The organism is Pseudomonas brassicacearum (assembly GCF_000585995.1).
GTDB lineage: Bacteria > Pseudomonadota > Gammaproteobacteria > Pseudomonadales > Pseudomonadaceae > Aquipseudomonas > Aquipseudomonas brassicacearum_A.
In genome coordinates, this window is sequence record NZ_CP007410.1 from 5,038,728 (window position 1) to 5,056,929 (window position 18,202).

Consider the following 18,202-nt stretch of genomic DNA (forward strand, 5'->3'; position numbering starts at 1 on the left):
CAGGCCGACGCGACTCATGCTGCACCGGCCTGAGCCTGCAGGCGCGCCACCGGACGTTCACGCACCGGCCAATTCAACGCCGCTGCCAACAAGCTGAGCAGGATCGACACCTGCCAGATCAGGTCGTAACTGCCGGTGCGGTCATACACCACCCCGCCCAACCAGCCGCCCAGGAACGAACCCAACTGGTGGAACAGGAACACGATCCCACCGAGCATCGAGAGATTTCGCACACCGAACAAGGTCGCGACGGTGCCATTGGTCAAGGGCACGGTGGACAACCACAAGAAGCCCATCGCCATCCCGAACGCATAGGCCGTGGTGGTGGTCACCGGCAGCCACAGGAACAAGCCGATCACCACCGCTCGCACCAAGTACAACCCCGTCAGCAGCCGGGGCTTGGACATGCGTCCGCCCAGCCAGCCGGCGGTGTAGGTGCCGAAGATATTGAAGAGCCCGACCAGGGCCAGCACGGTGGTCCCGACGCTGGCCGGCAGGTGTTGGTCCACCAGGTAGGCCGGCAAATGCACGCCGATGAACACCACCTGGAAACCGCAGACAAAAAAACCGATCGCCAGCAGCCAGAACCCCGAATGGCTGCACGCCTCGCGCAACGCCTCGGACAAGGTTTGCTCATGGCCCAGCAGCGGCGCCGGGACGTCCTTGAGCATGCTCACCAATGGCACGATCAACGCCACCAGCAGTCCCAGCGCCAACAAGGCCGCCGACCAACCGAGCCAGCCGATCAGCCCCAGCGTGCCGGGCAACATGGCGAACTGGCCGAAGGAGCCGGCGGCACTGGCGATGCCCATGCCCATGCTGCGTTTTTCCGGCGGCACGGCTCGCCCGACCACACCGAGGATCACCGAGAACGACGTGCCTGACAGGCCGATGCCAATCAACAGACCCGCGCTCAACGACAGCGACCATGGCGAGTCAGCCATGCCCATGAACACCAGGCCAATGGCGTAGAGGACACCGCCGACCAGCACCACTTTCGCCGCACCGAAGCGGTCGGCCAGCGCGCCGGTAAACGGCTGCGCCAGGCCCCAGATCAGGTTCTGCAAGGCAATGGCGAAGGCGAACACCTCGCGGCCCCAGCCGAACTCGGCACTCATGGGCGCCAGGAACAGGCCGAAGCCATGCCGCACGCCCAGGGACAACGCCAGGATCAGCGCGCTGCCCACCAGGACCCAACCACAAGTACGCCACATCGATGTCATTCTTATTCTCCGCTCGCGGGTAGATACCCGCTTTTCATCGAACGAACCGGCTTCACGCAAGTTCATCCAGCAAGGCTAGCAACGCTGTGCGCTTCTCGGCGCCCAGTTTTTCGATCAATCGTTGTTGCGCCGCTTCCCAGGCCGGCAATGCGGCCGCCAACCGGGCATGCCCGGCGTCGGTCAGCTCGACGATACGATTGCGCAGGTCTTCACCCTCGGCCAGCGCCACCAGCCCCTCGCCTTCCAACACCCGCAGGTTACGCCCCAGGGTGCTGCGGTCCAGGCCCATGGCCTCGGCCAGGGAAGAAATACTCGGCTGGTCCAGGCGCGCCAGGTTACTCAGCAAAGAATACTGGGCAACGTTGATCCCGAAGCCATCGAGGGCGCCGTCGTAATACCTGCTGACGCCACGTGCGGCGCGACGCAGGTTGATGCACAAGCATTGGGAAGGAAGCATGATGCGTGTATATACCCGTGATTAAGGGAATGCAAATTTAAATAAAAAAAACCTAACACAAAGGGGCGTTCAATTTCAGATCAATGCCGCCACCAACACCACCATTTCAAGCAGTTCCAGCAAAGCCCCAGCCGTGTCCCCGGTGCATCCCCCCAGCCGACCCAGCATCATCTGTCGCAGCGAAAAAAATACCGAGGCCGCCACCACCAGCATCCATGCCCCCGTCCAACCCGCCACCAGCACGCAGGCCAACGCACAGGCCAGCAGCACCTGCCAACCCACGCGCCGAGGCAAGTGATCAGCGAGGGCCTGACCCAAGCCAGCAGCACGCACGTAAGGCGTGGTCAGGAACAGCCCAAGCAACGCGCCGCGCCCCAACACTGGGACGATGAGCAACGCCAAGGTCTGCCCTTGCTCGATCAGTGCCAGCAGCGCGGCGAATTTTAGCAACAGCACCAACACCAAGGTGATCACGGCGATCGGCCCGCTGCGCGGGTCTTTCATGATCAGCAGTGTGCGGTCGCGGTCGCCGAATCCACCCAACCAGGCATCCGCGCTGTCGGCCAGGCCATCGAGGTGCAGTCCGCCACTGAGCAACACCCACGCCGTCAGCAACAGCGCGGCATGCAGCAGCGGCGGCGCGCCGAGCAGCACGGCATCGAGCAAGCACAGCAAGCCACCGAACAGCAGCCCCACCAGCGGGTAGAACAGCAGCGAACGGCCCAGTTGCTCAGGCTCGGGCATACCCGGCAGGCGAACCGGCAGGCTGCTGAGAAATTGCAGGGCGATCCAGAACGGCAACATGCTCAAACCGCCTCTTTCAGCATTGGACCGGACGACACGCGCAGGGAGAACACCGCGCCATGACCGACTTCGACATTGAGCAGTTGCTCGCGAGGTAGGCCGCGGGCCTGGGCCAGCAACAAGCGCATCACGCCACCATGGCTGACCAGCAAAACGCGCTGGCCAGCATAGGCGGTATGCAGGCGTTCGACCGCCGCCAAAACGCGCCCGGAGAACGCCAGCACCGGCTCGCCATCGGGTGGAGTAAAACTGTAGGGATCGGCCCAGAACCGGCCCAGGGCTTCGGCGTCAGTCTCCATCAACGCCGCCGCGCTGCGGCCTTCCCAAGCGCCGAAATTCAGCTCTTGCAGATCCTTGTCCAAATGCACTGGCACACCGAGTTGGGCGCCAAGTTGCTCGGCGAAACGCGCACAACGCTGCAATGGCGAACTCACCAGCCGATCCCAGGGCCCGCCCTCTATGACAGCCGCGTGCATCTGTTCCCAGCCCTTCGCGGTCAAGGCGTCGTCGAGGCTGCCGCGCAATCCGCCGCCCAACTCGGTTTCGCCGTGACGCAGCAGGTCCAGGCGCAACGTCATGCCGGGCGATCCGCCACGGCGGCTTCGGCAAACGTCGCCATCTGCCCATGAAGGTCACAGGCCAGGCGCAACAGCGGCACCGCCAGCGCCGCGCCACTGCCCTCGCCCAGGCGCAGGCCGAGCTCAAGCAGAGGTTCGGCGCCGAGGGTTTCGAGCACGTGGCGATGGCCCGGCTCGGCACCGCGATGGCCGAACAGCAACCATGGCCGGCATTCCGGATTGAGGCGCACCGCCACCAGGGCCGCAACGCTGCAGATGAACCCGTCCACCAGCACAGCGACGCCCTTTTGGGCACAGGCCAGATAAGCGCCGGCCAACGCGGCGATTTCAAAACCGCCGAGGTTGAACAGGGTCTGCAACGGGTCGTCGCACTGGACAGCGTGCCGTGCCAGGGCCCGTTCGATCACTTGGGCCTTGTGGCTGATACCCGCCGCGTCCAGGCCGGTGCCCGGGCCGACCAGATGCGCCACCGGGCAATCGAGCAAGGCACAGGCCAGGGCGCTGGCCGCCGTGGTGTTGCCGATGCCCATCTCGCCGCCGATGAACAAGTGCGTCCCGGCCGCAACGGCACGTAGCACACTGTCGCGGCCGGCTTGCAAAGCCTGTTCGCCCTGGGCCACGGTCATCGCCGGGCCGTGGACGAAATTCGCCGTGCCGGGACCGACGCGCAGATGCCGCACGCCGGGTAGGTCCAGCGCAGGCGTCACGGTGCCTAGGTCCACCACTTCCAGATATGCACCCAGTTGCCGCGCCAGGACGCTGATCGCGGCGCCGCCACTGACGAAGTTGAGCAGCATCTGCCCGGTTACTTCCTGGGGAAAGGCTGATACACCCTCCGCCACCACGCCATGATCGCCGGCAAAAATCGCGATCCAGACTTGATCCAGGCTCGGCTTGACCTGCCCTTGCAGCCCCGCCAGTTGCACCGCCACCGACTCCAGTCGCCCCAGGGAGCCGGCCGGCTTGGTCAGTTGTTGCTGACGGGCTGCGGCCTGTTCCAGGGCCTGGGTATCGAGGGGCTTGCACGGGTCCAGCCACCAACGGTGATTCATAACGCAGTACCTTTGAGAGTCAGGGGCAGGCCGGCGACGGTCAGCACGACGCGCTGACACCGTTCGGCCAAGGCTTGATGCAGCCAACCGGCTTCATCGACATAACGGCGAGTCAACTCGCCCAGGGGCACGACACCCATGCCGGTCTCGTTGCTGACAAAAATGATGTCCCCGGGCAACGCGGCGAGGCAGTCCAGCAGTGCATCGCGTTCTGCGCTCAATCGCTCAGGGTCGTCGAGCATCAGCAGATTGGTCAGCCACAGGGTCAGGCAATCCACCAGCAGGCATTGTCCGGAGGCAGCGTTTTCCCGCAGCACCCGGGCCAGGCTCAAGGGTTCCTCCACCAGCGCCCATTCGGCCGGGCGGCGAGCGCGGTGTTGGGCGACTCGTGCGTTCATCTCACCGTCCAGGGGCTGGCTGGTGGCGATGTAGGTCACTGGCCAGCCTGTTTCGACCGCGAGTTTTTCCGCCAGGCGGCTTTTGCCGGAGCGGGCGCCGCCGAGGATGAGTTGGAGCATGGTGCATTACCTTTTATTGGCGGTGTGACGACTGACGCTTTCGCGAGCAAGCCCGCTCCCACATTTTGAAATGCATTCCCCTGTGGGAGCGGGCTTGCCCGCGAAGAGGCCAGCCTAGCCACCCTAAATCCCACAGAGTTCACGCAACAACCGAGTATCCAAATGCCGCTCCACCAGATCCGCCAACCGCTCGATGTCCCGCTCACGCAACCCGTGGTAATCCACATCCTGCACATCCTGCAACCCGGCCCAACGCAACAACGCACTGCTGGCCTGGGGAGACTCGAACAACCCGTGCAGATAGGTGCCGAATATCTGCCCATCGAGACTTTGCGCACCGTCGCAACGGCCGTCTTCCAGGTACACCGCCGCGTGTTCCAGGGCCGGGCCGGAGGTCACACCCGCATGGATCTCATAGCCGCTGACTTCAGCCTCTTCCAAGGCCAATCGCCCGCGGACATTGCGCAATTGCTTCTCGTGTTCCAGCGTCGTTTCGAAGGCCAGCAAGCCCAACCCGGCGCTGGAACCCGCCGCGCCTTCCAGCCCCAGCGGGTCGTGGACGTGCTGGCCGAGCATCTGCAAACCGCCGCAGATGCCCAGCAGCTTGCCGCCGTAGCGCAGGTGCCTTTGGATCTCGCTTTCCCAGCCGTTGGCGCGCAGGTAGGCCTGGTCGCTGCGCACGCTTTTCGAACCGGGCAGGATAATTAGGTCGGCCGGGGGGATGGCCTGGCCAGGGCCGATGAATTGCAGGTCGACCTGCGGATGCAGGCGCAGCGGATCGAAATCGGTGTGATTGCTGATGCGCGGCAACACCGGCACCACCACCTTGAGCACCTGTTCGGCCTTGTCGGTCTGGCGCTGGTCGAGGCCGTCCTCGGCTTCCAGGTGCAGGTCCATGACGTAGGGCAACACGCCCACCACCGGTTTGCCGGTGCGCGCCTCCAACCAATCCAGGCCCGGTTGCAGCAAGGCGATGTCGCCACGAAAACGATTGATGATGAAACCCTTGACCCGCGCCTGCTCACTGGGCGACAGCAGCTCCAGGGTACCGACGAGATGGGCAAAGACCCCGCCGCGATTGATGTCGGCGATCAGCAGCACCGGGCAATCCACCGCCTCGGCAAAGCCCATATTGGCGATGTCGCCGGCGCGCAAATTGATCTCTGCCGGCGAGCCCGCGCCCTCCACCATCACCACCGGATACGCCGCGCTCAAGCGTGCGTGGGAGGCCAGCACCGCCTGCATCGCGATGGCTTTGTAATCGTGATAGGCCACGGCGTTCATGGTGGTGACGGCGCGCCCATGGATGATCACCTGGGCGCCCGTGTCGCTGTTGGGTTTGAGCAGCACCGGGTTCATGTCGGTATGCGGTTCAAGGCCGGCGGCCTGGGCCTGCACCGCCTGGGCGCGGCCGATTTCGCCGCCGTCGGCGGTCACGGCGCTGTTGAGCGCCATGTTCTGCGGCTTGAATGGCACCACGCTGACGCCCTGGCGCCGGACCCAGCGGCACAACGCCGTGACCAGGGTACTTTTGCCGGCATCGGACGTGGTGCCTTGCACCATCACAGTGGTCATTGAATGTCCTTGGTGTAGGCCTCGAGCGCCTGTTCGAGGCGCAAGAACTCGGCGTCATCGGCCGCAAGCCCGAAACGCAGGCTGCTGTTGTTCACGAACAGCCGCAGGAGAATGCCGCGATGGGCCATGAAATCGTGAAGCCCCACGGCATGCTCAGTGACCAGCCATTGGAACAAACCGCAGCCGCCCTGGGGCTTGAAGCCATGGCGCTCCAGCATCAGCGCGAGGCGTTGGCTGGCAGCTTCGCAGCGTTGGCGTTGGCGGACGTGGGCGGTGGTGTCCAGCAGACAGGCTTGGCCCAGCACCCGGGTTGGCCCGCTGACGGCCCACGGCCCGACCTGTTCGGCGAGCAACTTAAGCAAGCGCCGCTCGGCCAGGACAAACCCCAGACGCACGCCAGCCAGGCCAAAAAACTTACCGAACGACCGCAGCACGATCAGCCCGACCTGATGGGCGTGCGCCGCCAGGCTCAGGTGCGGCGTGATGTCCATGAACGCTTCATCCACCACCAGCCAGCCACCGCGCTGGGCCAGGCGCGCGTGCCAGTCCAGCAAACGCTCCGGGTCCAGGCTCAAGCCCGTGGGATTGTTCGGGTTGACCACCACCAGCACGTCGAGGCTGTCGAGGAAGAAATCCACCTCCGGCTCCAGCACTTCGCGCACGATGTAGCCGGCGCGGCGCCAGGCTTCGGCGTGCTCGGCGTAACACGGCGACAAGACGCCGACCTTGCCGGCCCGGCGCAGGCGCGGCAATAGCTGGATGGCCATCTGCGAACCGGCCACCGGCAGCACATCCAACGCCCCGTAGTAATCGCAGGCGGCCTGTTCCAAGCCGTCATCGGTTTCAGGCAGGCGCGCCCAGGCCCGCAGTGGAATCGCCGGGACGTCGAACGGCCAAGGCGCCAGGCCGCTGGACAAATCGAGCCAGTCCCCCTCGGCGATCCCGTATTGCCGGGCCGCGTTGCGCAGGCGCCCACCGTGCTCAAGCATAAAACTCAGCTCCCAGGCAGAGAATCAGCAGCCATAACCATACGCCGCGCTGGACCAATTGCCAGCCGCGATCAATGGAGTCCGCGCTCGCTGGCACGCCTTCGCCCAGGGCTGGACGCTGGTGCAGTTCGCCGTGATAAACCGCCGCCCCGCCCAACTCGACGCCCAGCGCACCGGCACCGGCGGCCATGACCGGCCCGGCATTGGGGCTGTCCCAGGTCGGACCCTGGGTGCGCCAGCATTTGAGCGCCAGGCGGGTCTTGCCGAGCAGCGCATAGGTCAACGCCACCAGGCGCGCCGGAATGTAGTTGAGCGCATCATCGATCTTTGCCGCCGCCCAGCCGAAGCGCTCGAAGCGCTCGTTGCGATAGCCCCACATGGCATCGAGGGTATTGCTCAGGCGATACAACACCACACCGGGCGCACCGGCCACGGCGAACCAGAACAGCGCGGCGAACACCGCATCGCTGCCGTTCTCCAGTACCGACTCGGTGGCGGCGCGGGCCACGGCGGTTTCGTCCAGTTCCCGAGTCTCGCGGCTGACCAGATAGCCGACACGCAGGCGCGCTTCGTCCAGATCGCCACTGCGCAACGCCTGGGCCACCGGCTCGACATGTTCCCCGAGGCTGCGCAGGCCGAGGGCACAGTACAGTGCGAGGATCTCCACCAGCCAGCCAACCATGGGCGCCCAAGACAGGGCGGTGGCCAGCAGGGTCAGCGGCAGTACAGCGATGATCCACGCCGTCACCCCATGGCTGCGCCAGCCGCGCCCACCGGAGTTGAAGCGTTGTTCGATCCGCTCGGCAAAACCGCCGAACGCCACCAGCGGATGCCAGCGCCGGGGCTCGCCCAGCAGCGCATCCAGCGCCACTGCGGCGACACTGAGCAACGCCACGCTCATGGGCTCACTCCCCAATGGTTTTCATAAAGCAATTCATTCAGCGAACGCGGTTGTGCCCAACCTTCCAGGGCGAGCATCGGCGCCGGGTAAAACCCCTCGACCGGCCCCAGGCAGAGTATCGCCAGCGGTTTGGCACCGGCGGGCAAGCCCAGCAGATCGGCCAGGGCCTGAGGCTCGAACAATGACACCCAGCCCAACCCCAGCCCTTCAACGCGAGCGGCCAGCCAGAGGTTCTGGATCGCGCAGGACAGCGAGGCCAGGTCCATTTCCGGCAAGGTCCGTCGGCCGAAGATGTGCCGCTCGCGATCCTCCATCAACGCCGCCACCAGCACTTCGGCGCAGTCGTTGATGCCTTCGACCTTGAGCTTCATGAATTCATCGCTGCGCTCGCCGAGGGCCTCGGCGGTGCGGATGCGTTCTTCCTCCACCAACTGCTGGATGTTCCCGCGCAAGGCGCGGTCGCTGATGCGGATAAATCGCCAGGGTTGCATCAGGCCGACGCTGGGCGCCTGGTGCGCGGCTTCCAGCAGGCGGCGCAGCAAGGCCGGCTCGACCGTGCCGCCGGTGAAGTGGCGCATGTCACGGCGCTCGGCGATGGCGCGGTAGACCGCATCGCGTTCGGCCTGGGGGAAGGCGTTGTCGGTCATGGCCTTTTCGCGAGCAAGCTCGCTCCCACAGGGTTCAGGTGATCAAATGTGGGAGCGAGCTTGCTCGCGAAGGCGGCCTCGAGGTCAGGCGCAAACAGCGCGGCAATCGCCCTCGGATTGGACGGAAAATAAAAGTGCACATAAGAAGCCGTCATCCGCCCCAACCGGAAAACCGCCTCGGCGCCGCGTCCGCCATTAGGGCTATGCCCACGGGCAATCGGCGCCAGCTCGGTGCTGGTCAGCGAATGATGATAGGTGTGCCCACGCAGGGTGCCTTCCGGCAAATCCACCGCTTGTAGGGCCAGGGCTGCCAGACGCTTTTGCATCTGCGCCTCACCCGCCAGCAAGCCCAATAGTTTGGCGCGGTTGCCTTCGACGTCAGTCAGGGAATCCAGCAGATACAGCATGCCGCCGCATTCGGCGAGCAGCGGTTTACCGGCTTCATGGTGAGCACGGATCGCCGCCAGCATCGGCGCGTTCCGGGCCAACGCAAGGTGATGCAGCTCCGGATAACCGCCGGGCAGGTAAAGACTGTCCGCCTCGGGCAGCGCGGTGTCATGGATTGGCGAAAAAAAGCTCAACTGCGCGCCCATGGCCCGCAGCAGATCCAGGCTCGCGCCATAGGTGAAGGCAAACGCTTCGTCCCGAGCCACGGCGATGCGCACACCGTCGAGCCACGGCAGCGGGTTGATCACCTCGGGCGCGGCGAATTCGACCGCTGGCGGCAGTGCCACCTCGCAACTGCCGGCCAGGGCCTCGGCTGCCGCATCGAGGCGCAGGTCGAGGTCGTTCAACTCGCTGGCCTGGACCAGCCCGAGGTGGCGACTGGGCAATTCAATGCCGGTTTCCCGGGACAGCGCGCCATACCAACGCAGGCCTTCGGTCAGGCTGCCTTCGAGCAACTGCGCGTGGCGCAAGGTGCCGACCCGGTTAGCCAATACGCCAGCGAACGGCAAGTCCGGTTGATAACGCGCCAGGCCCAGGGCCAGGGCGCCGAAGGTCTGGGCCATGGCCGTGCCATCGATCACCGCCAGCACTGGCACGCCAAAATGCCGGGCCAGGTCAGCGCTGGACGGAGTGCCGTCGAACAGCCCCATCACCCCTTCGATCAGGATCAGGTCCGCTTCGGCGGCGGCTTCCCACAACAACCGGCGACTTTCCTGCTCACCGACCATCCACATGTCCAACTGATAGACCGGCGCGCCGCTGGCACGCTCGAGGATCATCGGGTCGAGAAAGTCCGGACCGCACTTGAAGACGCGCACCTTGCGCCCCTGATTGCGATGCAAGCGGGCCAGGGCGGCGGTAACGGTAGTCTTGCCTTGCCCCGAGGCCGGGGCGGCGATCAGCACCGCCGGACAGCGGCGGCTTGTCAGGCAAGGGTTACTCACAGTTCGACGCCTTTCTGCGCCTTGATACCGGCCTGGAACGCGTGCTTGATCATGCCCATCTCGGTGACGGTGTCGGCCAGTTCGATCATTTCCGGCTTGGCGCCGCGACCGGTCACTACCACATGCTGCATGGGCGGACGGGCCTGGAGATCGCTGAGGACCTGATCGAGGTCGAGGTAGCCGTGCTTGAGGGCGATGTTGAGTTCATCGAGCACCACCAGGCCAAGGGAGGGATCGCCGAGCAATTGCCGCGATACCGCCCAGGCGGCTTCGGCAGCGGCGATGTCGCGCTGGCGATCCTGGGTTTCCCAAGTGAAACCTTCGCCCATGACGTGAAAGCGCACCTGTTCCGGGAAGCGGCGGAAAAACAGTTCCTCGCCAGTGCTGTTGCGCCCCTTGATGAATTGCACCACGCCGCATTGCATGCCATGCCCCATGGCCCGGGCGAGCATACCGAACGCCGAGCTGCTCTTGCCCTTGCCGTTGCCGGTCAGCACCAGCAGCAAGCCACACTCGTTCGGCGAGTTGGCGATGCGCTCGTCGATCACGGCTTTCTTGCGCAGCATGCGCGCCAGGTGGCGTTCGTCGCGATCAGACGTATCGGTGCTGAGGGAGTCGGTCATGGGGGGCTCTCCGTTGGGATTGGATAACGGCGGGCAGGCACAAAAAAGACGGCAACAAGCCTGGCATCGCCCACCGTGATGCCGTTGGATGAATCAGGCCGGTCTCCGGGCTCATGAGCGGCGTGGTGCCGGGCTGCGCGCCTTCCCATGTCCATGGACACAGTGGCCTGTAGGCAACCTTGACTCATTTACCGTTGCGGGGGCAGCGCCGGGTTCGTGTGCACTCACCGGCTTCCCTGTTTCACTCTGTCGGCCAAACGGCCACAGAGCACCTGAAACAAGCGGCGAAGGTTAGAGGGTTGGGGGTGGAGCGTCAATTAAAGCCGTTTGTCGACACAGTCATTGGCGCCAATCAATAAAATGACGCCAATCTTGTGTGATTCTGCGGCAAGTGATATCAAAGCGACATTACGACCCGATATCACAAAAACAAGAGGGCAAGGTATGCAAGGCATGATCATCAGCAATCCAAAACTGGAGTTCCTGCGCCCGGTGCTGGAACGTTGGTTTGACTGTATCGACCGCTACAACGCCGTGCGCGGCGATAACGACACGCCTTACTGGTTCGATGAACGCGCCAATCTCAGCTTGCTGTCGGCCGCCGCCTGGATGGCCGAGATGGTCACGCTGCAGAACGCGCCGACCCGCAAGCAGAATGAAGAAGGCGAACGCAACGTCAGCGCCGATCTGCTTATCGCCAGTACCGAGGAGCGCGCCTTCATCCAGGCCACCCAACGCTGGCCCAAGGTCAACAACCTGAACCTGACCCAACCGCTGTCGGAAGCCGCCAGCGATGCCAAGCGCATCAGCTACCCCAGCGACCTGAAGCTGGGCTGCCTGTTCGTCTCGCCGCAAAAAGCCCAGCAAAGCGCCACGCCCGAAGAACTGCAAGACATGATCGACGACCTGCAAAAGGAAAACACCTGCGCCGTGGCCTGGTACTTCCCTTATGCCTATCGCAAGTTACGCAACGAGGCTGGGCACTATCACCCCGGCATCGCCGTGCTGTTCAAACAGGCCCACGGCTGACTCATTCAAGAACTGTGGGAGCGAGCTTGCTCGCGATAGCGGTGCACTTGGCAACATCAATCTTGGCTGTCACACCGCCATCGCGAGCAAGCTCGCTCCCATAAAGTTTTACCTGGCAGACTGGCCTACCCGCAGTTGAACCATCGCGCGTCTACGCTTCTCTATGAATAACTACATGCATTCATAGGGAAGCCAGCATGCTCAAGCCACCGCACCTTCTGATCGTTGCCCTTGCCGCCGGGCTTGTCGCTTGTGGCGAGTCTTCCACGCTGCAAGTGTCCGACGGCACCGGTCCTGCACCGAAACTGCCCGAACCAAACAAGACCCTGGTCCCTACCGTCAACATCGCCGAAGCAATCGGCTGGCCGGACGGCGCCAAGCCTACCGCGGCCCAGGGCCTGCAAGTGGGCGCCTTCGCCGAAGGGCTGGACCATCCGCGCTGGCTCTATGTGTTGCCCAATGGCGATGTGCTGGTGGCCGAAACCAACGCCCCGCCCAAACCAGACGATAGCAAGGGCATTCGTGGCTGGGTGATGAAAAAGGTCATGGGCCGCGCCGGTGCCGGCGTGCCCAGCCCTAATCGCATCACGCTTTTGCGCGACGCCAATCACGACGGCATCGCCGAAACCCGTACGGTGTTCCTGGAAAATCTCAATTCACCGTTCGGCATGACTTTGGTGGGCAATGACCTGTATGTGGCCGACACCGACCGACTGATCCGCTTCCCCTACAAGGACGGTGACACGCAGATCAAGGCGCAACCGACCAAGGTCGTCGACTTGCCGGGCGGCACACTCAACCATCACTGGACCAAAAACGTGATCGCCAGCCAGGATGGCAGCAAGCTGTATGTCACCACCGGCTCGAACAGCAACGTCGCGGAAAACGGCATGGAGGCCGAAGAAGGCCGCGCCGCCATCTGGGAAGTGGACCGTGCCAGCGGCAATCACCGTATTTTTGCCTCGGGTCTGCGCAACCCCAACGGGCTGGCCTGGGAACCCAGCAGCGGCGCCCTGTGGACAGCAGTGAACGAGCGGGATGAGATCGGCAGCGATCTGGTGCCGGACTACATCACTTCGGTCAAGGACGGCGCGTTCTATGGCTGGCCCTACAGCTACTACGGGCAGCACGTCGATGTCCGGGTCGAACCGCAGAACCCGGCCCTGGTGGCCAAGGCCATCGCCCCGGACTACGCCGTCGGCCCTCACACCGCCTCGCTGGGCCTGACCTTCGCCGAAGGCAGTCGCTTGCCCGCGCCGTTTACCGAAGGAGCTTTCGTCGGGCAGCACGGTTCCTGGAACCGCAAGCCCCACAGCGGTTATAAGGTGATTTTTGTACCGTTCACTGGCGGCAAGCCAGTGGGACAACCCGTGGATGTACTCACCGGTTTCCTGAACACCGACGAAAAAGCCCTGGGCCGGCCGGTGGGCGTGGTGATCGATAAACAGGGGGGGTTGTTGGTGGCCGATGATGTGGGGAACAAGATTTGGCGGGTGTCGGCTAAATAACCCGCCACCCAAGACTTGTGAAGGAACTCTGTTTGGTCTGGGGACATGGTGAACACCTGTGGCGAGGGAGCTTGCTCCCGCTGGGCTGCGAAGCAGCCCCCAGCTTCTGGCGGTTGCTGCGCAACCCAGCGGGAGCAAGCTCCCTCGCCACAAAAGCTTTCTAGCACTGCAAAAGTCGAAGGGTCAGGGATTACGCGCCAGATGCTCCGGCTGCAGCACCCGCTTGGCGCCCAGGTAAGCCTTCTGCCAATAGGCCTTGGACAGGCTATCGAGCTTGACCGTGCCACCGGTGGCCGGTGCATGGACGAAACGGCCCTCGCCTACATAGATCCCGGCATGGCTGACTTGGGAGCCGCCGTTGGTGGCGAAGAAAATCAAGTCACCGGACTGCAAGGCTTCCTTACCGACATCCGGGGCGCGCATGCCGATCATTTCCCGCGTGGAACGCGGCAGGGAAATGCCCGCCGCATCGCGGTAGACATAGCCAATCAGGCCGCTGCAATCGAAACCCGAATCCGGCGTGTTACCCCCCCAGCGATACGGCGTCCCCACCAGGCCCAGCGCCCGAAAAAGCACATCTTCGGCGGCCGGGGAAAAGGCTTGCGAGGGGGCGAAGACCACTGGAGCCCGCACGGGTGCTGGCGGCGGAGTGCGGCTGGCGCAGGCGCTGAGCAGCGCGGCAAGGAACATGAGAGCGAGGCGGGCCGACGTCGACATATGCAGAACAATCCTGATCTGGATGCGGCTTTTCTGCCGTGGGCATGAAAACAAATCCGCCTGCGTAATACGCAGGCGGATTGCCATCAATCAATGATCAAGGATTCTAGCGGCTATGCAGCAAACTTCAAGTAAGACTTTAAGTTTGCCTTACAAACTGTGTGCTTACTTGCGGGCAGTGACCACAGTCGGGGCCATGGCGAGGGCGCGCTTGGCTTCGATGAAAGTCTTGTTCCAGTAGCTGTCGCCCAGGCTATCGATTCGCACGCCACCGCTGCGGCGGCTGCTGGAATGGATGAACTGGTTGTCACCCAGGTAGATACCGGCGTGACTGACACGACCGCGACGACCGTTGGTGCTGAAGAACAGCAGGTCACCGGGTTCCAGTTGGTTGCGCGCAACCAGCGGAGCGTTCACGTTGATCATTTCCCGCGTGGAACGCGGCAGGTTCATGCCGGCCTCTTCGCGGAACAGATAGCCGATGAAACCGCTGCAATCGAAGCCGGCTTCAGAGGTACCGCCAAAACGGTACCGGGTACCGATCAACGACATGCCACGCTCCAGAATGCTGTCGGCCAACACTGGAAGCTGATAAGGCTTGCTGCCGGCGAAAGCTGCCAGCTCTTTGTCGGAGGCCATTTCTTCCTGGAACGCAACGGAGGAAGACTGGGCGGTAACGGAGTTCCTGACCTGTGGTTGTGGCGCTTGCTGGGACACTGGAGAGTGGGCAGCGCAACCGAACAACAGGGTAACGAGTGCGAGAGGCACGAGGGGTGCGAAGCGATTTAGCATGGGCACGACCGTGGCTGAAGTAGTAAAGATGGCGAGACTATGCCTTCTATCATCCTCATTTGCAAATTCAATCGATGCAAATGTGACTTCTCGGTTTCGCCTTTACATCTAAGCGCTTAAGCCCGATTTGAACGGCTTGCAGCCCTGCAGCCCAGCAAAACCGCGGGCTTCACCGCGTCCAGAAGAGGCTTTGAGCCATCATCGCGGGACAGTTTTACCAGCCCAAAGTTTCTTTCAAAAAAGGAATAGTCAGCTTGCGCTGGGCTTGAAGGGAGGCTTGGTCGAGGCGCTCGAGCAATTCGAACAGCGCGCTCATGCTGCGGGTGCCACGGGTGAGGATGAAATGCCCGACTTCATCGGTCAGGTGCAGGCCACGTCGGGAAGCACGCAGCTGTAGGGCACGGAGTTTGTCTTCGTCGGAAAGTGGACGCATCTGGAAAATCAGCGCCAGGGTGAGACGGGACTTGAGGTCCGCCAGCTTCACCGGCAACTCTCGCGGCGACGTCGATGCGGCGATCAGCAACCGCCGACCGCTGTCGCGCAACCGATTGAACAGATGGAACAGCGCTTCTTCCCAATCGGACTTGCCGGCCACCGCCTGGAGATCGTCCAGGCAGACCAGCTCGTACTGTTCAAGGTTGTCGAGGATTTCAACACCGCGATCCAGCAATTCAGCCAGCGGCAGATACACGGCCGGTTCGCCCAACTGCTCGAACCGCAGGCAAGCCGCCTGCAACAGGTGCGTGCGCCCTACCCCGTCCTTGCCCCACAGATAAATCAGGCTTTCGGTCCAGCCGGCGTCGGCTTCGCAGAGCCGCTCGACATAGCCGAGTGCAGCGGCATTAGCGCCTGGATAGTAATTGATAAAGGTAGCGTCATCACGCAGACGCACACCTAGGGGCAGCTGAATCGGTTTCATGCTGACTGAACAGTTCCCAAGGAACCGTTAGTGGCCTCTGTGTAAAGTGCGCAAAGTTTATACCCGTGGCGCGGGCCGCACAATGCGCCGGACCACGAGCAAAATCAAAGGTTTGCAGCGGCAAGGGTATGGAGCGTCAGTTTCCCTGACGCCCAGCCCCATCAGCCGCCCTATAGGTCGGGGTCTTCGGCGCCGCTATAAATGTCCGAATCCTTGTACAGATCGTGCATATGGCGCACCAGCACCATGATCACTGCCGCCACCGGCAGCGCGAGCAGGATCCCAGTGAAACCGAACAACTCGCCGCCGGCCAGGATCGCAAAGATCACCGCCACCGGATGCAGGCCAATCCGGTCGCCCACCAGCAGCGGCGTCAACACCATGCCCTCCAGGGCCTGACCGACCATGAACACCGCCACGATGCCAACCATTGGGTACAAGTCGCCGCCGAACTGGAACAACCCGGCGACCAACGCCGCACCGATACCAATCACAAACCCCATGTACGGCACGATGGCCGCCAGGCCGGCGATCAGGCCGATCAACAGCCCCAACTCCAGCCCCACCAGCATCAAGCCGGCCGCGTAGATGAAACCCAGCGCCACCATCACCAGCAACTGCCCGCGCACGAACGCCCCCAGCACTTCGTGGCATTCGCCGGTCAGGGTCATGATGCGTTCTTCGCGGTGACGCGGCAGCAGGCTGCGGATCTTGGCCATCATCAAGTCCCAATCCCGCAGCAGATAAAAGGCCACCACCGGAATCAGCACCAGGTTCGCCAGCCAACCGATCAACGCCAGGCCCGAGGCTGTGGCCTGGCTCAACACCACGCCAACGATGTCGGTGGTCTGGCCCATGTGCTCGCTGATGGCCGCCTTGACCTTGTCGAACTTCCAGAAACCGTCCGCCAACCCCAGCTTCGACTGCACCCACGGCACCGCGCTGTGCTGCAACCAATCGAGCATCTGCGGCGCCAACTCGTACAGGCGCACCAGTTGCTTGGCAAGCATCGGTATCAGCACCAGCAACAGGGCGCTCACAATCAGCGTGAACAGCGCAAATACCGCCACCACGCCCCAGGTTCGCGACAGGCCGAGTTTTTCCAGGCGATCCACCACCGGATCGAACAGATAGGCCAACAGCAGCGCAACCAGGAACGGCGTGAGGATCGGATGCAGCAAATAGATAAGCGCAATCAGCAGGGCGACCCCACCCAACCAGAACCAACGCCGCGTATCGCCCATGAACCACTCCCTAGCTATATAAAGAAAGAAAACCTACCAACGGAACCGCAGATTGGCTGCCGGCGCAGGCGTTGGCGCGGTGACCGGAACCGAACCGTCGGCGGCTGGCTGAGGCACAGGCTCTGGCGCGACAGGCTCACCGGCAGGCACTTCCTGCAACTTCGCCAGGGCCAGTTGCGCTTTCAGTTGCTCGGCGCTGCCGTTGACCCGATAGACGATCCGGTCGCCTTCAACCCGCTGCAACTGCCCACCAAACGGCTCGAGCAAACGCCCAAGGGCCGCATAACGCTCCAGGTTCATGCCCTGCACTTCCAGCAATTGTTCGGTGGCCACGCCCGGCTTGGCGACGAAGCGCGGCGCCAGCCGTTGACTCACCGCCAACATCACCGCATCGGCCAGGGCGGCAGGATCGGCGCCTTGGGCGGTGCCCTGCTCGCGCTGGTCGCCCAACCACAGGCGCCAGGTCCCATGCCACTGCCCGCCCTCCTCCTTGGCATGAACCGCCAGCAAGGCGTCCGTCGCGTATCGCTCCGAGGCTTCACGCAAGGGCGCCGGGTCGTTGCCTTCCAGATTCGGCGCGGTGGCGACGATCTGCTCGCTCAAGTCCGCCAGCGGCAGGTGCAGCGGCAAACCCCGGTGCTGGGCGGCACGCCGCAGTGGCGCGGCGCTGGCCTGACCATCGCCCACCAGACTGGAGCCCTCGGTCGAGTCGTTCAGCCACCACCCCAGGATCGATGGCCGATTCGCGCCCCACAGCGACAACCCCGCCGAACGCAAGGCCCGGTCGGAGCTCGCCGGATCGAAGTCCACCTTGAGGCTTTCTGGAGGGCCGGCGTCATAGCCATATTGAAGAATGATCTGTTGCGGATCCTTGCGGATCGCCGCCAGGCCCGGATTTTGGGCGGCCTTGGCGTCGCCGGTCAGGCGCAGCACCAACGTGTCCAGCGCGCGCAGAGTTGCCTGGTTGCGCTCTTCCGGGGTTTGGTTGCTGACCGGCTCGAGTACTTGAAACAGGCCATTGAGGGTTTCGGCATGGCTCGCCAGGCTGATCAGCGACAGGCAGCCCACAGACAAGAATTTGAACAAACGCATGGAAGATTCCCGGACATAACGGCTGGAACAGGCCGTGTGAAGAAGATTGAGCATGGCTGTGACCACAGCACCCGGCAAAACATTCACACGCCCGATGGAAGTTTCGCCCTGTCATCACCATAACCGGTTACCGCTACACCTTA

At 63.4% G+C, this 18,202-nt stretch carries 19 protein-coding genes and 1 riboswitch; of the genes, 2 read left to right on the plus strand and 17 right to left on the minus strand.

The window, feature by feature from the left end:
- Positions 1–14 precede the first annotated feature (14 nt).
- From CD58_RS21510 to cobO, 12 genes are all read right to left on the minus strand, one after another.
- The gene (locus CD58_RS21510; RefSeq protein ID WP_025215027.1) at positions 15–1,223 is read right to left on the minus strand and encodes an MFS transporter; all 1,209 of its coding nucleotides are present in this window, start codon (positions 1,221–1,223) and stop codon (positions 15–17) included.
- Between the two features lie 52 nt (positions 1,224–1,275).
- Positions 1,276–1,680, minus strand: coding sequence for a MarR family winged helix-turn-helix transcriptional regulator (locus CD58_RS21515; protein ID WP_025215028.1), 405 nt, complete (start codon positions 1,678–1,680; stop codon positions 1,276–1,278).
- Between the two features lie 75 nt (positions 1,681–1,755).
- Positions 1,756–2,484 carry an adenosylcobinamide-GDP ribazoletransferase gene (locus CD58_RS21520; protein WP_025215029.1) on the minus strand — a complete coding sequence of 243 codons (729 nt, stop codon included), beginning with the start codon at positions 2,482–2,484 and terminating at the stop codon, positions 1,756–1,758.
- Positions 2,485–2,486: 2 nt separating this feature from the next.
- Positions 2,487–3,062 carry an alpha-ribazole phosphatase family protein gene (gene cobC / locus CD58_RS21525; protein WP_025215030.1) on the minus strand — a complete coding sequence of 192 codons (576 nt, stop codon included), beginning with the start codon at positions 3,060–3,062 and terminating at the stop codon, positions 2,487–2,489.
- Complete coding sequence (gene cobT, locus CD58_RS21530; RefSeq protein WP_025215031.1) at positions 3,059–4,114, minus strand: nicotinate-nucleotide--dimethylbenzimidazole phosphoribosyltransferase; 1,056 nt, start codon at positions 4,112–4,114, stop codon at positions 3,059–3,061. Before cobT ends, cobC begins: the two co-directional genes overlap by 4 nt.
- Complete coding sequence (gene cobU, locus CD58_RS21535) at positions 4,111–4,632, minus strand: bifunctional adenosylcobinamide kinase/adenosylcobinamide-phosphate guanylyltransferase (protein WP_025215032.1); 522 nt, start codon at positions 4,630–4,632, stop codon at positions 4,111–4,113. The genes cobT and cobU overlap by 4 nt, the downstream gene beginning before the upstream one ends.
- A gap of 123 nt (positions 4,633–4,755) precedes the next feature.
- Complete coding sequence (locus CD58_RS21540) at positions 4,756–6,207, minus strand: cobyric acid synthase (protein WP_025215033.1); 1,452 nt, start codon at positions 6,205–6,207, stop codon at positions 4,756–4,758.
- On the minus strand, positions 6,204–7,196 hold the full coding sequence (cobD, locus tag CD58_RS21545; RefSeq protein WP_025215034.1) for a threonine-phosphate decarboxylase CobD: 993 nt from the start codon (positions 7,194–7,196) through the stop codon (positions 6,204–6,206). Before cobD ends, CD58_RS21540 begins: the two co-directional genes overlap by 4 nt.
- Positions 7,189–8,097, minus strand: coding sequence for an adenosylcobinamide-phosphate synthase CbiB (gene cbiB / locus CD58_RS21550; protein ID WP_025215035.1), 909 nt, complete (start codon positions 8,095–8,097; stop codon positions 7,189–7,191). The genes cobD and cbiB overlap by 8 nt, the downstream gene beginning before the upstream one ends.
- Positions 8,094–8,744, minus strand: coding sequence for a 5,6-dimethylbenzimidazole synthase (bluB, locus tag CD58_RS21555; RefSeq protein ID WP_025215036.1), 651 nt, complete (start codon positions 8,742–8,744; stop codon positions 8,094–8,096). Before bluB ends, cbiB begins: the two co-directional genes overlap by 4 nt.
- On the minus strand, positions 8,741–10,135 hold the full coding sequence (locus CD58_RS21560) for a cobyrinate a,c-diamide synthase (protein WP_038436706.1): 1,395 nt from the start codon (positions 10,133–10,135) through the stop codon (positions 8,741–8,743). The genes bluB and CD58_RS21560 overlap by 4 nt, the downstream gene beginning before the upstream one ends.
- Complete coding sequence (gene cobO / locus CD58_RS21565; RefSeq protein WP_025215038.1) at positions 10,132–10,758, minus strand: cob(I)yrinic acid a,c-diamide adenosyltransferase; 627 nt, start codon at positions 10,756–10,758, stop codon at positions 10,132–10,134. Before cobO ends, CD58_RS21560 begins: the two co-directional genes overlap by 4 nt.
- Before the next feature lie 78 nt (positions 10,759–10,836).
- A riboswitch (cobalamin riboswitch) is annotated at positions 10,837–11,049 on the minus strand.
- Between the two features lie 153 nt (positions 11,050–11,202).
- On the opposite strand from cobO, the gene CD58_RS21570 reads away from it, so the two are divergent.
- Positions 11,203–11,787 (plus strand): hypothetical protein, encoded by a 585-nt coding sequence (locus CD58_RS21570; protein WP_025215039.1) that lies wholly within the window; start codon positions 11,203–11,205, stop codon positions 11,785–11,787.
- 197 nt (positions 11,788–11,984) lie between these two features.
- On the plus strand, positions 11,985–13,295 hold the full coding sequence (locus CD58_RS21575) for a PQQ-dependent sugar dehydrogenase (protein WP_025215040.1): 1,311 nt from the start codon (positions 11,985–11,987) through the stop codon (positions 13,293–13,295).
- A gap of 183 nt (positions 13,296–13,478) precedes the next feature.
- Here the strand turns inward: CD58_RS21575 and CD58_RS21580 are convergent, their stop codons facing one another.
- From CD58_RS21580 to CD58_RS21600, 5 genes are all read right to left on the minus strand, one after another.
- On the minus strand, positions 13,479–14,012 hold the full coding sequence (locus tag CD58_RS21580; protein WP_025215041.1) for a C40 family peptidase: 534 nt from the start codon (positions 14,010–14,012) through the stop codon (positions 13,479–13,481).
- Positions 14,013–14,177: 165 nt separating this feature from the next.
- A complete protein-coding gene (locus CD58_RS21585) occupies positions 14,178–14,804 on the minus strand; it encodes a C40 family peptidase (RefSeq protein WP_025215042.1) in 627 nt (208 codons plus the stop codon).
- A gap of 214 nt (positions 14,805–15,018) precedes the next feature.
- Positions 15,019–15,723, minus strand: coding sequence for a DnaA regulatory inactivator Hda (gene hda / locus CD58_RS21590; protein WP_025215043.1), 705 nt, complete (start codon positions 15,721–15,723; stop codon positions 15,019–15,021).
- 170 nt (positions 15,724–15,893) lie between these two features.
- The gene (locus tag CD58_RS21595) at positions 15,894–16,967 is read right to left on the minus strand and encodes an AI-2E family transporter (RefSeq protein WP_025215044.1); all 1,074 of its coding nucleotides are present in this window, start codon (positions 16,965–16,967) and stop codon (positions 15,894–15,896) included.
- Positions 16,968–17,000: 33 nt separating this feature from the next.
- Entirely contained in the window at positions 17,001–18,059 is a 1,059-nt protein-coding gene (locus tag CD58_RS21600) for a DUF2066 domain-containing protein (protein WP_025215045.1), read from the minus strand.
- Between the last annotated feature and the right edge of the window lie 143 nt (positions 18,060–18,202).

Bases quoted from the DNA above. Each gene is read 5' to 3' on its own strand.
- CD58_RS21510 (WP_025215027.1), bottom strand. From the start codon at position 1,223: ATGACATCGATGTGGCGTACTTGTGGTTGGGTCCTGGTGGGCAGCGCG.
- CD58_RS21515 (WP_025215028.1), bottom strand. From the start codon at position 1,680: ATGCTTCCTTCCCAATGCTTGTGCATCAACCTGCGTCGCGCCGCACGT.
- CD58_RS21520 (WP_025215029.1), bottom strand. From the start codon at position 2,484: ATGTTGCCGTTCTGGATCGCCCTGCAATTTCTCAGCAGCCTGCCGGTT.
- cobC (WP_025215030.1), bottom strand. From the start codon at position 3,062: ATGACGTTGCGCCTGGACCTGCTGCGTCACGGCGAAACCGAGTTGGGC.
- cobT (WP_025215031.1), bottom strand. From the start codon at position 4,114: ATGAATCACCGTTGGTGGCTGGACCCGTGCAAGCCCCTCGATACCCAG.
- cobU (WP_025215032.1), bottom strand. From the start codon at position 4,632: ATGCTCCAACTCATCCTCGGCGGCGCCCGCTCCGGCAAAAGCCGCCTG.
- CD58_RS21540 (WP_025215033.1), bottom strand. From the start codon at position 6,207: ATGACCACTGTGATGGTGCAAGGCACCACGTCCGATGCCGGCAAAAGT.
- cobD (WP_025215034.1), bottom strand. From the start codon at position 7,196: ATGCTTGAGCACGGTGGGCGCCTGCGCAACGCGGCCCGGCAATACGGG.
- cbiB (WP_025215035.1), bottom strand. From the start codon at position 8,097: ATGAGCGTGGCGTTGCTCAGTGTCGCCGCAGTGGCGCTGGATGCGCTG.
- bluB (WP_025215036.1), bottom strand. From the start codon at position 8,744: ATGACCGACAACGCCTTCCCCCAGGCCGAACGCGATGCGGTCTACCGC.
- cobO (WP_025215038.1), bottom strand. From the start codon at position 10,758: ATGACCGACTCCCTCAGCACCGATACGTCTGATCGCGACGAACGCCAC.
- CD58_RS21570 (WP_025215039.1), top strand. From the start codon at position 11,203: ATGCAAGGCATGATCATCAGCAATCCAAAACTGGAGTTCCTGCGCCCG.
- CD58_RS21575 (WP_025215040.1), top strand. From the start codon at position 11,985: ATGCTCAAGCCACCGCACCTTCTGATCGTTGCCCTTGCCGCCGGGCTT.
- CD58_RS21580 (WP_025215041.1), bottom strand. From the start codon at position 14,012: ATGTCGACGTCGGCCCGCCTCGCTCTCATGTTCCTTGCCGCGCTGCTC.
- CD58_RS21585 (WP_025215042.1), bottom strand. From the start codon at position 14,804: ATGCTAAATCGCTTCGCACCCCTCGTGCCTCTCGCACTCGTTACCCTG.
- hda (WP_025215043.1), bottom strand. From the start codon at position 15,723: ATGAAACCGATTCAGCTGCCCCTAGGTGTGCGTCTGCGTGATGACGCT.
- CD58_RS21595 (WP_025215044.1), bottom strand. From the start codon at position 16,967: ATGGGCGATACGCGGCGTTGGTTCTGGTTGGGTGGGGTCGCCCTGCTG.
- CD58_RS21600 (WP_025215045.1), bottom strand. From the start codon at position 18,059: ATGCGTTTGTTCAAATTCTTGTCTGTGGGCTGCCTGTCGCTGATCAGC.